Source organism: Ruegeria sp. BHSA163, from assembly GCF_059613365.1.
This window is the reverse complement of sequence record NZ_JBXWSJ010000034.1, coordinates 1-14,584: the sequence shown is the minus strand read 5'-3', so window position 1 is coordinate 14,584 and position 14,584 is coordinate 1. Positions and strand designations below refer to the sequence as shown.

Below are 14,584 nucleotides of genomic sequence, written 5' to 3'. Positions count from 1 at the left end.
CAGGCTTATCTTTTTTCGCCACAATTTTTACTTTTTTAGCCATCCAGCGGATTGCGAAATACTACCCGGATTTGCGATGCATTGGCCAAGCCCTGTATTCGAATGGAACGCGCCCTTCGATACGATCATGACTAGGCGGAAGGCCAAACCTTTCCTTATAAGAACGACTGAAATGCACTTGGCTGTCGAATCCGGACGCCATGGCAATTTCGGCGATAGGAAGTTCCGTCTGTGTGACAAGCCCGCGCGCCCGATCAAGCCTGATATCGCGGTAGTACAACGCAGGAGCTTTTTTAATGTATGTCGCGAACAATCGGTTTAGTTGACGGTGCGAAACGCCAGCTCTCTTACAGATTTCCGGGAGAGAAATCGTATCTTCCAGATTGGCTTCCATGACTTGAATTGCCGATTTGAGGGTGGAGGGAATAACTGCGCCCAAAGGCTCGTTGCCTTCAGGTTGTTGCATCGCAGTCGGTCCTCTTAACCGATCGTGGAAAACATATCTGGCCGCTGCATTCGCAAGAGCACTGCCATGTATTCCCTGTAATATCTGAAGAGCAAAATCCACCGATGCCGTTCCACCACAGCAGGTGACGCGGTTGCGGTCTAGTACATAAAGATTTTCGACAACCTCAATCTCTGGAAACAGCTCTTGAAAGGCGTCGATATGTTCATAGTGTACAGTTGCACGATGACCGACCAGCAATCCGGCCTGCGCAAGAATAAATGCTCCGGTATCCAACGCGCCCAAGGTCGAACCTCCCCTGCCCCAGTTGCGCAACGCCTTGCCAATATTGACTGTCATATGTTTTTCCGGCGTCCAGCTGGACGACACAATTGCGATATCCACCGGTTGAGCGGTGATCTCATCCAGTGCTTGAGTTTCGATATTTGTACCATTGCTCGAGGGGCAAATCCCTCCGGACTCTGATACAAATACCCATTTAAAATGGGACTTACCGTCAAGGTAGTTTGCGGCTCGAAACGGGTCGATGAAGCTCATCGTAGCGGACATGTTAAAACTTGGAGTAACGATCACCACCAGACGGGTTTCAACATCTGAGTTCTTCGCCATTTCGCCGTTACCTAGATTGCAGGACACTGCATTCAGGAAATGACTTTTGAGTCAGATGCGCAAGACTGTTTAAAAGTCGGTTACCGCTCAATTCTGTTCTGTCAAATTACATTGGTTAATTTTCTAGAGATCTCTGTTGAGCTCAAACTTCACGTAGCTTTTTGTTTGGTCAGTCGGCAACCCTATCGTGGCAACATTAGTGTAAGGCTCGCGCCTTGCGGCACGTTGTCGATAGTAATTTGACCACGGTGACGTTGCGCGACCGCCAATGCAATCGAAAGACCCAGCCCACTTCCTTCGGAATGCTCCAGTTGCGAAAAGCGATCAAAAACCGTTTTACTTTGGTCCGGGGACAGACCTTTGCCATCATCTTTTACGGTCAACATCACGGCCTTTTCATCCTGACGCACGGAGACCGAAATCTTGCTCAGTTTCTCGCCACCATGCTTCAATGAGTTGTCGAGTAAATTCTTGATGGCCTCGCTTAGGAAAATCCGATCGCCCGAGACAATGACCTTGGTATCGGGCATCGCGACCTCGAATTCGATACCTCTGGCAAGAATTTGAACGCCCATTTCTGCTGCAGCTTCCTCGGCTACTTTCCGAAAGTCGAACTCATCAATCTGATCTTGCCGAGTCGGGTACCTGAGCCGCTCGAGGGACAGAAGTTGTTCCGCAACTGTGGCCGAGTTTTTGGCGGCAGTGACCAATTCAGAGATGCGTTTTTCTTTGTCTTGATCTGTCTTCGCATCTTGCAGTGCCTCGGCCATGGATTGTACCGCCGCCGCAGGGTTTCTCAGCTGGTGTGCCGCTTCTGAAATAAACCTTTGATGCGCAATTATGCTCTGTTCCGTCTGCCGAAAGAGGCGGTTAAGGGTTTTGACGACACCTTGCACCTCGGCGGGCACTGGCCTTCTGATTTCACTGAGGTCATCTGGTGAACGCAAATCAATCGCGTCCTGCAAATCCAACAAAGGCCGTAAACCATGAGCGACACCAAACCAGACAACTATGGCGAGCGTAACAAGCAAAATCCCCATTAAAACAGCGGCGCGTATCGACAGTTGATTGGCAAAGGCATTGCGGTCCGAAGTAAGTTGCCAGGCGGTGACGGTCGCGTCTCCAACAAGGTTCTCCAAAGCGACCCTCTCGGTCATCCGAAGTACGCGAACCGGTTCGTTTCGATACTCAGCTTCAAAAAAATGCGGCTTATAGGGGTCCTGTTGGCCAGACGCCGAAGAAGACGGCGGATACGCATATCCTGTCACATATATGCCGCCCGGACCTGTCACGTGGTAGAAGATCTCTCCACCCGATGCTTGTCTGATCATGTTGCGAGTTGACGGAAGCAGCGCGTCCCCACCAGAAATTGCCACGTCTCGTGAAATCGCAAGACCAGCAGAAAGTAGACTGTCGTCAAAAAGCTCTTGCGCCGTACGCTGTGCGACTGCGAAACGCCAGACCCCTAACAAAACCGCGATCAGGATCAGTGGCGTCAAAATCAGAAAAAACAGCCTGCGCCTGAGCGATCCGTGTTGGTTCACTTTTGAACCTCAAGCAAATAGCCAAGACCCCGAGCCATTTTAATCCGGATACCCAAATCCAGCAGCCTTTTCCGCAGACGTGATACATGAGGTTCTACGGCAGATTCTTCTACATCGGCGCCTACGCCATATACAAAATCGATGAGTTGGCTTTTGGGTACTATCCTTCCGCGACGTTCCAACAGGCACTCCAATACGGCAATTTCTCGACGCGGAATTTCCAAGACTTGGCCATTTACGCTGACCTGTCGTGCACTGCGGTCGAACTCAAGCCCGCCGACAATCTCGCTGGCCTCATAATCCAGCTGTTTTCGCCGGGATAATGCCCGAATACGCGCTTCCAATTCGTCCATCTCAAATGGTTTTACCAAATAGTCATCCGCACCCATATCCAGTCCCGAAACCCGATCGCTCGTCTCGGAACGCGCTGTCAGCAAAATTACCGGAGCGCCATCCCCGCGGGCACGCAGGGATCGTAAAATCTCCAACCCGGAACGGCGCGGCAGATTGATATCCAACACAATCAGATCCGCACCTTCCTGACCTAGATGAAGTTCTGCCGCGTCTCCGTCCGTTAGAACATCTACCGCATGACCACGGTCACGCAGACGATAAGCTATGGCGTTGGCGAGGGTTTCGTTATCCTCGACGATGACGATCCGCATTCGTACTCCTGCAAGTTTCACGCAAGGTTGAAGCCTCATGATTGCCAGATGGGAGGGGGAATCAACCCCACAGTTTCATTTGATGTCACGGCGGCGCGTCAAGCTCGTCTGTGGTTTTCTGGTCAATAGGGAGGAACCAATGACCATTTCAAACTTTACCCGTCGCGCAGTCGTAGGACTGATAGCCGCTGTCGGTTTGGCCGCGCCTGCCGCTGCGGAGGTCGATTTCTCGGGCAAAACTGTTGAGTGGGTTATCCCATTCTCAGAAACTGGCGGCTCGGCCAAGTGGGCCAACTTTTTTGCTCCGCTTCTGTCAGAAGCCCTGCCGGGTCAACCCACCGTTGTCGTGAAATTCATGCCCGGCGCCGGATCGACAAAGGGAGCGAACTGGTTCCAGGAACAAAAGCACGACGATGGAACTCTTTTATTTGGCACCTCAGGCTCGACCCAGTTTCCATACCTGCTAAGCGACCCGCGTGTACGATATGAGTACAATGACTGGATTCCCGTGATGGCATCCGGCACCGGAGGTGTGGCTTATCTGAATGCTGAAGATGGTGCCAAATTCGATGGCTCCGCAAACGCGCTGAAGGACACCAACTTCATATATGGCTCACAGGGTGCAACGCGTCTGGACCTGGTACCCTTGCTGGCATGGCAGATGCTGGGCATGAATGTAGAACCCGTGTTCGGTATCAAGGGTCGTGGCGACGGTCGCCTGATGTTTGAACGCGGCGAAGCAAACATTGATTACCAGACATCCTCTGGTTACCTGGGCGGTTCCGTACCGCTGGTCGAGGCGGGCCAAGCCGTGCCGATGATGACCTGGGGCGCATTGGATGCCGATGGCAATATCGTACGTGATCCGACATTCCCCGATATCCCGACCTTCAAAGAGGTTTGTGAAGCCACCGATGGCTGCGAAACCAGCGGCGAGGCTTGGGACGCATGGAAGGCGTTCTTTGTCGCCGGTTTCCCGGTTCAAAAGCTGGCCTTTCTGCCCGGTGATACACCTCAGGAAGTTGTCGACGCTTACACCGCGGCCTTCCAGGCTGTTACTGAACGAGGTGACTTTGAAGAGATTTCCTCCAAGCGTGTTGGCAAGTACCCCGTTTTTGTTGGCGACGGCTCTAAGGCTGCACTGCAAACAGCGACAAGCGTTAACGATGACGCCAAGGCGTATGTACTAAATTGGCTCAAAGAAGCCTATGGTGTCGAGCTGAACTAGGCTGACGTCCCAGCGCGTGCCAAAACATAGGGCACGCGCTATTACATTCCCAAAAAAGTAATGAAAGGCGGCCGTTATGGAGGTTTTTGCCACTGCAATGCCTGCGCTGGGTGACGCGTGGGGATTGATCCTGCAACCTATCGTTCTGGGCTATCTCGTACTCGGCGTTGTAATGGGACTGGCCGTAGGTGTTTTTCCTGGGCTTGGTGGAATTGCTGGTTTGTCCTTGCTGCTGCCGTTCATGTTTGGAATGGACCCTATCCTTGGACTGGCGTTAATGATCGGCATGGTCGCAGTCGTTCCGACCTCTGATACCTTTGCCTCGGTATTGATGGGGATCCCGGGCAGTTCAGCATCTCAGGCGACGGTTCTCGACGGCTTTCCAATGGCCAAGAATGGTGAGGCAGCGCGGGCCTTGTCTGCAGCCTTTGCATCGTCTCTTTTCGGTGGCTTGGTCGGTGCAACATTTCTGACAATGTTCATCCTTGTCGCGCGGCCTATAGTTTTGGCTTTTGGCCTACCCGAGATGTTGATGATCACCATTCTGGGTCTTTCGATGGTCGCTATCCTTGCGGGTCGCATACCGTTGAAAGGAGTAGCGGCGGCTGGTTTGGGCCTGATGGTCGGAACCATCGGTGAGGCAGACGCCGGTGGATCGCTGCGAATGGCGACCTATGACATTCCTTATCTGACAGATGGGCTGAAACTGGTCATCGTCGGGCTGGGCATATTCGCCGTACCAGAAATCGTATCGCTGCTGCGACAGGATCGTTCGATTGCCAAGGGCGCTTCACTGGGGGCCGGGTGGCTTGACGGTGTGAAAGACTGGGCCGCGAACATTTGGTTGTCTGTTCGTTGTTCGATAATCGGCGTGGTCGTTGGTGTCATTCCGGGTCTCGGAGGTTCGGTCGTAGATTGGATTGCCTATGGACACTCGGTTCAATCAACCAAAGACAAAAGCAACTTTGGCAAAGGTGAAGTACGTGGAGTCATCGGCCCGGAAAGTTCGAACAATGCCAAGGAAGGCGGCGGTTTGGTTCCGACCTTGCTTTTCGGTATTCCGGGATCAGGCTCTATGGCAATCTTCATTGGTGCTGTCGCCCTGCTCGGTTCAGGCAACATCGAGGTTGGGCCAAGCATGCTCAAGGACAATCTCGATATCACCTATTCGATTGTCTGGTTACTGGCTCTGGCTAACGTTGTGGGCACCATATTGTGCATCGCGGCTTCGGGCGGTATCGCCAAGCTAACTACAATCCGCTTTACATATCTGGCTCCGTTCCTGTTCATGCTGATTAGCTTTGCAGCATTTCAATCCGGTCAGAACTTCGAAGACCTGCTGGCCCTGTTCGTGATCGGTTTGATCGGGATATTCCTGCGTCGGTTTGACTGGTCGCGCCCAGCCTTCCTTATCGGCTTTGTCCTGTCTAACCCAGTTGAGAAGTTTACCAATCAAGCGTTCCAGATCGCATCGTTCAGGTTTCGCAAAAGCTTTGGCGAGGGTATGGAATATGTCTTCAGCCCGATCGTGATTGTTTTGATCGTGGTTACAGTTGTATCGGTCATTTTTGGAGTTCGTCAGGCCAAGATGATCATGGCTGAAGGAGAGGTTCAGTCGGGCAGCAAGCGTGCGCCTTTGATTTTTCTGCTCGTTATTATGGCCTATTTGATTGTGGCCTTGGTTAACGCCAATATGATCCCGAACTATAACATGACCGACAAGATTATCCCGCTGGTTATCGGCACAGTCTCGCTCTTCTGTTGTGTTGTTTTGTTAATCCAAATGATGCGACGGCCCGAGGGCGATCCGATCTTTGCAGACAAGGAAATCGCAGGTGAGGATGCAAATGCACCTCATGGGCTTTGGTCCACACTGGCATGGTTTGCTGGTCTGATCGCAGCTACTTGGGTCGTCGGCTTCATCCTTGCGCTATTCGGGTTCTTGATCGCCTTCTTTCGCATTCGCGCCGGATCAAGCTGGCAGATTACACTGATCCTGACCGCATGCGGCATAGGCTTTATGTGTTTCATGGCCGGTGCACTAAACCGGGATTTTCCGCCCGGCCTTCTGCAGGGTTTAGTTGATCTGCCGTGGCCTCTAAAATGACAGAACCCCTAAGGCTTCTTTGCCTCGAAGGGGATGGCATCGGGCCAGAGATCGTGAACGCGACGCTGGCGGTTGTTCAAGCCGCCGGCCGTGTCCTTAATCGCAAGATCCAAACCGAGAAGATGGATATCGGTTTTGCTGCGTTGAAAGCCAAAGGATCGACGATCCCACAGTCGGTGATTGAGGCCGCCGAGTCTGTCGACGGTGTGATCCTTGGTCCGGTTTCGCACAATGAATATCCGCCAGTCGAACAGGGTGGGCGAAATCCTTCAGGCGTACTGCGAAAAGAACTGGAGCTTTTTGCAAATCATCGACCCGCCAAGACATGGGTCGGACTAGACGCACCTTCGCGCAAATCCTTCGACCTGATCGTGATGCGCGAGAACCTTGAAGGGTTCTATGCAGATCGCAATATGTTCGCAGGCTGTGGTGAATTTATGCCCGAACCGGACGTTGCGTTGGCTGTTCGGAAGGTGACGCGCAAAGCAAGTCTCGACATCGCACGCGCCGGTTTCGAATTGGCCGCGTCCCGTCCGGCCAAACATGTTACCGTCGTTCACAAGGCAAACGTCATGCGTATGACGGATGGCTTGTTCTTGGAATGCACGCGTTCAGTCGCCAAAGAGTTTCCTTCCGTTGCCTATAAGGAAATGCTTGTAGACGCGGCTGCGGCGCATCTGGTTCGCGATCCTACACGGTTCGACGTATTGATTACGACGAATATGTTCGGCGATATTCTAAGCGATCTCGCCTCAGAGCTAGCCGGTGGTTTGGGGCTGGCTGGGTCCCTCAATTTCGGTGCTCGTCATGCGGTTGCACAGGCGCAGCATGGCTCGGCTCCGGATATCGCCGGTAGAGACGTGGCAAATCCGGTTTCGCTTGTATTATCAGTTGAAATGCTGCTTCGGCATCTCGGTGAAACTAACGCAGCAGATCTTATCCGAGCCTCTGTGGGAGTTGCATTGGAATCGCCCGAAACACGCACGCGCGACCTGCAAGGTACGCTTGGCACAAGTGCATTCACCGAAGTTCTTTGCAAACTTGTTGAGGAGGGCGCGAGATGACCCAAACCGCAATACCCTACGTTTTCATGCGAGGCGGCACATCGCGCGGCCCCTATTTTCTCAGGTCTGATTTGCCGCAGGATTTGGATAAGTTGGCGGAAGTTCTGATTGCCGCCATCGGTGCCGGCCATCCACTAAATATTGATGGAATTGGCGGTGGCGCTGCAGTTACCACCAAAGTCGCAATGCTTTCGCCCAGCGATGATGAATGGGCAGACATCGACTATTTCTTTGCCCAGGTCTCGGTTGAGGAGAGGCTGGTCGACTTTAAGCCCACCTGCGGCAACATTCTGTCTGGTGTTGGTCCCGCAGCAATTGAAATGGGGTTGATCCAGACTCAGGGCGAAGAAACCAAAGTTCGCATTCGCGCAGTCAACACTGGTGCACAGGTAGAGGCCAAGGTCCAAACACCCGGTGGCCAATTGACTTATGATGGCGGGTCACAGATTGCTGGTGTGCCCGGGCAGGCGGCTCCGATCCAGTTGAGTTTTATGGGCGTAGTAGGGTCTTCGACCGGTGCATTCCTGCCCACAGGTAACTTGCGTGACTCTATTCAAGGGATTGAAGTGACCTGCATGGATGTCGCGATGCCCTTGGTAATAGCCCGCGCAGCTGACTTTGGTTTGTCAGGCTACGAAAGCGCAGAAGAACTTGATGGAAACGAAGAGTTCTTTGACCGTATGGAGAAACTTAGGATCGAAGCCGGTCTTGCAATGGGCATGGGAGACGTTTCGAAGTCTGTAACTCCCAAGTTTGGGCTTCTGGCACCCGCCAAAGACGGAGGAACCATTGCCGTCAGGTATTTCATGCCATGGAAAACTCATCCAACGATGGCCGTTACTGGCGCCCAATGCTTGGCATCCTGTGCACTGACGCCGGGAACAGTTTCTGATGGTTTACTAAACCGCCCCAATTCCTGCCCTGCGGAAATTGAGCTTGAGCATGCTTCGGGAACAATCGACGTCTTGATCGACTTTTCCAATAATGAAAGTTTTGTCCTGAACTCTGCAGGCCTGGTTCGAACGGCTCGCAAACTGGCAGATGGCTATATTTATGTCCCGAAAGAGGTTTGGGGTGGGAGTTGATTGGGTTGATGCCATTTGGTATACTTTAGTATACAATTAGGAGGAGCCACAATGACGGACTACTCTGAATGCCTCATGATCGCGCGTCAGGAACTCAGGCTTGCGCAAGCAGCCTTGCGGAGAGAAATGGCAGACTACCCAACACCGATTGCCGGTTGTGACGAGCAGTTCAATCACCTTTTGGACCAAAGTCAGCGCATTCGAAATGCGCTCGCCGCTCTTGAAGCGCCGCATTTTGTCCCAACCCCAAGAAGGTTGGATATCGGGATGAGCATTGAAAGCCGATGAAAGTTCACATTCTAGACGATTGGTTCGACACACTTCGAGGGTTGCCGTGTTTTGACAAGCTGGCGGGACACGACATTACGGTCTGGACGGACCACGTAGAAAGCTCTACCGAGCTAGCCGCGCGCCTACGGGACGCCGAAGTGCTGGTACTTTTTCGTGAACGCACCAATGTGACAAGGGAATTACTGACGCAATTGCCAAACCTGCGGCTAATCAGCCAGCGCAGTGTCTATCCTCATGTCGATGTGCAGGCTTGTACAGATAACAGAGTGTTGCTGTGTTCGAACATGCATGGAGGAACACCCTCGTATGCCGCGGCCGAGCTGACTTGGGCTCTGATAATGGCTGGCATGCGTGACCTTCCTGCGCAAATGGCATCTGTCAAGGCGGGTTGCTGGCAAGCCGGGGTAGGTAAAACACTGCGTGGTCGGCAATTGGGCCTTTACGGATATGGGCGTATCGCTCGCACGGTCGCCGGATATGCTGAAGCATTTGGAATGTCTGTCGTCTGGTGGTCGTCCGACGCAGGTCGCGCCCGCGCGACTGCCGATGGCGCGATCATTGCACCCAACCGCGAGGCATTCTTTGCCAACAGCGACGTTGTTTCCATTCACGTGCGTCTAAAACCGGAAACAAACGGTATCATAACAGCAGAAGATTTGGGCGCGATGCAACCAGGTTCCCTGTTTGTGAACACTTCCCGTGCAGGGCTAGTTGCGCAGGGGGCTTTGCTCAAAAGCCTCAATAGTGGCCGTCCTGGCATGGCAGCAATCGATGTTTTTGATACTGAACCACTTACTGATCCCAACGACCCTCTACTGGCACATCCGCACTTGATCGCGACGCCCCATATCGGATTTGTCACCGAAGACGAGTTTGATCTGCAGTTCGCGGATATCTTTGACCAAGTAAACGCCTTTGCCGAAGGTGAACCGATCCACATGATCAATCCCGAGGTTTGGTCCAACGCAGAATGAGATTGGCTGCAATCGGCGCGCCGATTATTACCAATACAATCCGTGTTAGATGGTGTGTGATAACAAAGCCTAAATCGGCACCCGAGACGATCGCGAGAACTGTCATTTCAGCCTGACCGCCTGGGGCAAAGGCCAGAAACGCCTCGACTGGGCGGCCGAGGCCCAATGCGGTGACGATGGCTGTGAATGCTGCTGCCAGTATCGCTAAAATGGTGACGTAAGCCACACCGGCGGCAACCACACGGCGCAGTTCACTCCATGTAACACCGGTAAACTGTACGCCAATCCCGCAGCCAATGAAGAACTGGGCCACCAGTACAGCTTCACGAGGAGGGCGTGAATGGATGAAGTCACCAAGTGACAGCATAGCTGTCAGAATCATTGGCCCAAGTATCGAGGCACCGAACAACCCGACTTTCTCGCCGCCTTTCCAACCCACAAGAGCTGCGGCCACCATGAGCAGCAGTTCATGCACGGGAAGGTCGCGCGCGGGCTCACCAACGGGGTTAGTCAATTCCGCGCCATAGAAGACCGTCAGAAACAAAGGCGCCAAGGTAACTATGATCAAAACGCGCGTGCCATGGATCAAGGACAATGTACGCGGATCAGCCCCAGCTTCGGTGCCAAAAATAATCATGTCCTGCAATCCACCGGGCATGGCTGCATAAAACGCTGTTTTGTCATCAAAACCCCAAACCCTGCGAAAAAAGGGGACACCGATAAGCGCGATCAAAATGATAAAGAACGGGATCAACATTATCGACGCAGCCATCTTTGGCAGATCTGCGAAAAGGGCTGGTGTAATCGACGCTCCGACGGCCACTCCCAAAATTGTTCTCGCAGCAACTGAAACCTGACCAAATCCCCTAAGCGGCGCTTTGGCCAAAGCCGCAATCAGGCACGCGGACATTGGACCAAACAAAAATGGCAGTGGCAGGTTTGCCGCCCAAAACAACAACGTGCCCAACGCTGCGAGGCCAAATGTTAGGGACCTCTGCATTGTTGGTGTGAGTTGAGAATTCCGGGCGGACAAGATTAGACTCCAGAAATACCAGCTTATTTGTATGCGGTTGTATACCAAGCAGTGCAATATGCAAGCGCACTAGGTTTTTTGCATCCTTTGATGCGTCTCAAATTAGTTCGGCTTTTTCTAGTCTATTCTGATTGCATCCTATTCTCGGCTCACGAGGTCCAAGATGATTGTCGGAGACCAAAGCAAAGTAGTTGCATTCCTATCAGACCCTGCCACTTACGGCGTCTACGAACCAATCGAAGTCATCGAAACTCATATCTCCATTATTTTTCTAGCGGGAAACCGGGCGTATAAACTGAAAAAAGCGGTCCAACTGCCGTATGCAGATTTTTCTACTCCTGAAATTCGCTCCAACGCCTGTGAAAAAGAATTTAAGCTGAACAAGATTACTTCGCCAGAGATCTACCTTGGCGTGCGTCATATCAGCCGAAACGGTTCAACACTAAGTTTCGGCAACTGCGGGGAAGTCATTGACACCGTTGTTGAAATGGTACGTTTCGAGCAAGAAACTATACTAGACCAAGTGGCCTTGCGAGGAGAACTAACCCCTGAAATTATGAGTGTTTTGGCAAAAACAATTGCGAAGGCTCACAAGTCGGCGAAGCCGGTCCAAACCGGTGGCGTTGATAACATCCATGCCGTGCTGAGCATTAACAAGGCAGGCTTTAAACAAGGCTCGGTGTTTACGCATTCTGAAATAGACCGACTAGACGAAGCCTTCCAAACCGCATTGAAACAGAAGGCCGGGATCTTTGAAATGCGAGCCGCGCGCGGTTGTATTAAGCGTTGTCACGGAGACCTTCATCTAAGAAATATTTGCCTCTTCGATGGGGAACCAAGGCTATTTGACTGTATCGATTTCAACGACCAACTCGCTACAGTAGATGTTTTGTACGATTTGGCATTTCTTGCAATGGATCTTTGGCACAGGGATTTGCGACACCTCGCAAACCTTGTCGTAAACCACTATGTTGATTTCTCACAAGAAGAGGACGGTTTTCCGCTTTTGCCGTACTTCATTGCACTTCGTGCAGCTGTACGTGCGCATGTTCTGGCAACACAGTCTGAGGACCTGCAAGACAACCCCGCAAACGCCAAGCGGAAAGAAGCCCGAACTTACTATGACTTGGCGACATCCCTATTAGGAAACACGAAGCCTCGATTAGTTGCAATTGGTGGCTTCAGTGGAAGCGGCAAGTCCACCATATCAAACGAAATTGCACCTGCGTTTGGGGGTGCCCCCGGAGCAAGAGTGATAGAAAGTGATCGGGCACGCAAAGCAATGTTTGGCGTCGATCCGCAGACGCCGCTACCAGAAAAGGCCTATCATCGCGATGTTTCGGATGCAGTATATGACTCGATGGGACATCGCGCCAAGGCTCTGCTAAAGGCCGGGAGCCCGGTGATAGTTGATGCAGTTTTTGATTTTCCTGGCCGAAGAGATAAAATCGAAAATGTAGCGCGAGAAGTTAATGTTCCTTTTGATGGTATTTGGCTGGACGCCGCATCGGCAGTACTTAAACGACGCCTTCAAACCCGGGCCAAGTCAGCATCTGACGCCACTGTGGATGTTTTGGAGATGCAACTTGAATGGAAATCGGTTCCCGTTTCTTGGACGCTGCTTTCAACCTCTTGTTCTATTGACGAAACCCGGCTGGAAATCGTGACCGCGTTGGGTTTGGATCAGCATAAATAAACTTGATTATCCCAACGCAGAAGACGCTTCGAACTAGCCCCGCTAAGGTTATTTCGTGCCCAAATCCTGTCACCCAGGTTGCTGAATATCGGTTGCCCGACATTGCCATAGGGCGCCAAAAGCGCAGTAAATTCTGTATTCAACCTTAGCTGAGCCATTTGCCATCCTCAGAAACGAGCTTTTTTGTACATTGATCTTTATCAAGATTGGCTAACGCAAGCAGTGGTACAGTGAACGCCAAATTAGGAGGGTTCGCATGGAAGATTTGGTGGAAATTGGAAGATCCTTTGTGCAGGCGATGCGTGAACGCAGGGGCATCTCAAACGTTGACGAAATGTATGCCGAAAACGCTCAATCAATAGAGGCGGTCGTGCCTCCTGTGCGGCAGTTTCGGATAACTAAAGGACGGGATGCGATCAAAGCGAAAAGAGAGGATTGGTTGGTAACACATGAAATCCATGAACTCGACGCGGACGGCCCCTACGTTCACCCTCCAAATCGCTTTGGCGTTCGTTACAGGGCCGAGGTAACGCAAAAGTCTACGGGTAAGCATATAACTCTCCGTGAAATCGCAATTTACTCGGTGGAGGACGACAAAATTATTCTCGAAGAGTTCTTCATGTTGCCAAAATAGAAAGCCACCTTGCAGTTCGGCTAAACTTGGTGCAGCCGTGAACCGGTAACTTGGATTTTTCCAATAATAACAAAGCACGGTTACCGCGGTGCAGTCAGCCTACTGATTTACTCCGGTCAGACACTAACTAGAGAAATCCGCTCAACCCGACCCAGCCCGAAACAACCAGTAACGATCCGATTGAAAGACTTCACTTATGCCGAAAGAGCCATATCAAAGTCCACGCGACGGACCAAACTGGCCCGATTGGATGTATTACGTTGCGCTTGCGGCTGTTCTAGGACTTTTGATTGTTACAAGCTTTTTTGCTCCGCCTGCCAATCAGCAAGCAACCACGCTGACATACAGCGCCATGAAAGAGCTTGTCCGTGCGGGGCGAGTGCAATCAGCTGAACTGCGCGAGCATAGCATTATTGTAAATACCAAGTCCGATGACAAGGACGGCGGACAAACTTTCAGTGCCGTTGTCCCGGTCCATGGCGATCCGGACTTGCTTGCGCTGCTGGAAGACAACGATGTCGACATAACGGCGACGGAACCATCTGAAACGTCAATCTTCATTTATCTACTGCCTTGGGTATTTATTCTCGCAGTCTACTTTTGGCTACAGCGGCGAATGACAGGCGGGATAGCCGGCGGTCCAGGTGGAATTTCCGGAGGGCTGCTTAGCGGACGTTTTTCCAAACCGAATGCATCCGCAAAGAAAGTGACGTTCCAGGATGTGGCGGGCCAGGATCAGGCTAAACGCGAGGTTGCAGAATTGGTGGAGTTCCTGCGCGACCCACAGCGTTTTGCCCGCGTCGGTGCCGAAGTCCCGCATGGCGTTTTGCTGGTTGGACCGCCGGGAACAGGAAAAACGCTGTTGGCTAAAGCACTTGCTGGCGAGGCCGATGTCCCATTTTTTTCCACGTCTGGTTCCGAATTTATTGAGATTTTCGTTGGCGTCGGTGCGGGCCGGGTCCGCAATTTGTTTGAGGAAGCGCGCAAGGCTGCTCCGTCAATTATTTTCATCGACGAATTGGATAGCGTCGGTCGCACCCGCGGAACAGGGCTTGGCGGCGGCCACGATGAAAGGGAACAGACACTAAACCAAATACTTGCGGAACTAGACGGATTTAGTGAACGCGAAGCGGTTGTTGTACTGGCAGCAACCAACCGACCAGATGTTCTGGATCCTGCTTTGCTAAG

13 protein-coding genes are annotated in these 14,584 nt (G+C 52.2%); 9 read left to right on the top strand and 4 right to left on the bottom strand.

The window, feature by feature from the left end:
* Positions 1-61: 61 nt before the first annotated feature.
* From AC2FNV_RS15675 to AC2FNV_RS15665, 3 genes are all read right to left on the bottom strand, one after another.
* On the bottom strand, positions 62-1,075 hold the full coding sequence (locus tag AC2FNV_RS15675; protein ID WP_170606281.1) for a GlxA family transcriptional regulator: 1,014 nt from the start codon (positions 1,073-1,075) through the stop codon (positions 62-64).
* A 182-nt stretch (positions 1,076-1,257) separates the two neighbouring features.
* A complete protein-coding gene (locus tag AC2FNV_RS15670) occupies positions 1,258-2,619 on the bottom strand; it encodes a sensor histidine kinase (RefSeq protein WP_170480760.1) in 1,362 nt (453 codons plus the stop codon).
* Positions 2,616-3,284 carry a response regulator transcription factor gene (locus tag AC2FNV_RS15665; protein ID WP_170480761.1) on the bottom strand — a complete coding sequence of 223 codons (669 nt, stop codon included), beginning with the start codon at positions 3,282-3,284 and terminating at the stop codon, positions 2,616-2,618. The genes AC2FNV_RS15670 and AC2FNV_RS15665 overlap by 4 nt, the downstream gene beginning before the upstream one ends.
* A 139-nt stretch (positions 3,285-3,423) precedes the next feature.
* On the opposite strand from AC2FNV_RS15665, the gene AC2FNV_RS15660 reads away from it, so the two are divergent.
* From AC2FNV_RS15660 to AC2FNV_RS15635, 6 genes are all read left to right on the top strand, one after another.
* Positions 3,424-4,512: a type 2 periplasmic-binding domain-containing protein gene (locus tag AC2FNV_RS15660; RefSeq protein ID WP_170480762.1), complete on the top strand. Its 1,089-nt coding sequence runs from the start codon at positions 3,424-3,426 to the stop codon at positions 4,510-4,512.
* Positions 4,513-4,588: 76 nt separating this feature from the next.
* Positions 4,589-6,619 carry a tripartite tricarboxylate transporter permease gene (locus AC2FNV_RS15655; protein ID WP_170606283.1) on the top strand — a complete coding sequence of 677 codons (2,031 nt, stop codon included), beginning with the start codon at positions 4,589-4,591 and terminating at the stop codon, positions 6,617-6,619.
* Positions 6,616-7,683, top strand: a complete 1,068-nt coding sequence (locus AC2FNV_RS15650; protein WP_170606285.1) for an isocitrate/isopropylmalate dehydrogenase family protein — start codon at positions 6,616-6,618, stop codon at positions 7,681-7,683. The genes AC2FNV_RS15655 and AC2FNV_RS15650 overlap by 4 nt, the downstream gene beginning before the upstream one ends.
* Entirely contained in the window at positions 7,680-8,768 is a 1,089-nt protein-coding gene (locus AC2FNV_RS15645; protein WP_170606287.1) for a 4-oxalomesaconate tautomerase, read from the top strand. Before AC2FNV_RS15650 ends, AC2FNV_RS15645 begins: the two co-directional genes overlap by 4 nt.
* A gap of 51 nt (positions 8,769-8,819) precedes the next feature.
* The gene (locus AC2FNV_RS15640; RefSeq protein WP_170606289.1) at positions 8,820-9,056 is read left to right on the top strand and encodes a hypothetical protein; all 237 of its coding nucleotides are present in this window, start codon (positions 8,820-8,822) and stop codon (positions 9,054-9,056) included.
* Complete coding sequence (locus tag AC2FNV_RS15635; protein WP_170606291.1) at positions 9,053-10,033, top strand: D-2-hydroxyacid dehydrogenase family protein; 981 nt, start codon at positions 9,053-9,055, stop codon at positions 10,031-10,033. The genes AC2FNV_RS15640 and AC2FNV_RS15635 overlap by 4 nt, the downstream gene beginning before the upstream one ends.
* Here AC2FNV_RS15635 and AC2FNV_RS15630 read toward each other — a convergent pair.
* Positions 10,002-11,033, bottom strand: coding sequence for an AbrB family transcriptional regulator (locus AC2FNV_RS15630; RefSeq protein WP_170606293.1), 1,032 nt, complete (start codon positions 11,031-11,033; stop codon positions 10,002-10,004). The genes AC2FNV_RS15635 and AC2FNV_RS15630 overlap by 32 nt on opposite strands.
* Positions 11,034-11,229: 196 nt before the next feature.
* Between AC2FNV_RS15630 and AC2FNV_RS15625 the strand changes: the two genes are divergently transcribed.
* The 3 genes from AC2FNV_RS15625 to AC2FNV_RS15615 form a co-directional block, all read left to right on the top strand.
* Positions 11,230-12,762, top strand: a complete 1,533-nt coding sequence (locus tag AC2FNV_RS15625) for a bifunctional aminoglycoside phosphotransferase/ATP-binding protein (RefSeq protein WP_170606295.1) — start codon at positions 11,230-11,232, stop codon at positions 12,760-12,762.
* A gap of 256 nt (positions 12,763-13,018) precedes the next feature.
* Positions 13,019-13,396, top strand: a complete 378-nt coding sequence (locus AC2FNV_RS15620; RefSeq protein WP_170480775.1) for a nuclear transport factor 2 family protein — start codon at positions 13,019-13,021, stop codon at positions 13,394-13,396.
* A 196-nt stretch (positions 13,397-13,592) separates the two neighbouring features.
* A partial coding sequence (locus tag AC2FNV_RS15615) for an ATP-dependent metallopeptidase FtsH/Yme1/Tma family protein (RefSeq protein ID WP_496773808.1) occupies positions 13,593-14,584 on the top strand: 992 nt, incomplete at its 3' end.

Coding starts and splice junctions, on each gene's coding strand:
- AC2FNV_RS15675 (WP_170606281.1), bottom strand. CDS start 1,075: ATGGCGAAGAACTCAGATGTTGAAACCCGTCTGGTGGTGATCGTTACT.
- AC2FNV_RS15665 (WP_170480761.1), bottom strand. CDS start 3,284: ATGCGGATCGTCATCGTCGAGGATAACGAAACCCTCGCCAACGCCATA.
- AC2FNV_RS15660 (WP_170480762.1), top strand. CDS start 3,424: ATGACCATTTCAAACTTTACCCGTCGCGCAGTCGTAGGACTGATAGCC.
- AC2FNV_RS15655 (WP_170606283.1), top strand. CDS start 4,589: ATGGAGGTTTTTGCCACTGCAATGCCTGCGCTGGGTGACGCGTGGGGA.
- AC2FNV_RS15650 (WP_170606285.1), top strand. CDS start 6,616: ATGACAGAACCCCTAAGGCTTCTTTGCCTCGAAGGGGATGGCATCGGG.
- AC2FNV_RS15645 (WP_170606287.1), top strand. CDS start 7,680: ATGACCCAAACCGCAATACCCTACGTTTTCATGCGAGGCGGCACATCG.
- AC2FNV_RS15640 (WP_170606289.1), top strand. CDS start 8,820: ATGACGGACTACTCTGAATGCCTCATGATCGCGCGTCAGGAACTCAGG.
- AC2FNV_RS15635 (WP_170606291.1), top strand. CDS start 9,053: ATGAAAGTTCACATTCTAGACGATTGGTTCGACACACTTCGAGGGTTG.
- AC2FNV_RS15630 (WP_170606293.1), bottom strand. CDS start 11,033: ATGCAGAGGTCCCTAACATTTGGCCTCGCAGCGTTGGGCACGTTGTTG.
- AC2FNV_RS15625 (WP_170606295.1), top strand. CDS start 11,230: ATGATTGTCGGAGACCAAAGCAAAGTAGTTGCATTCCTATCAGACCCT.
- AC2FNV_RS15620 (WP_170480775.1), top strand. CDS start 13,019: ATGGAAGATTTGGTGGAAATTGGAAGATCCTTTGTGCAGGCGATGCGT.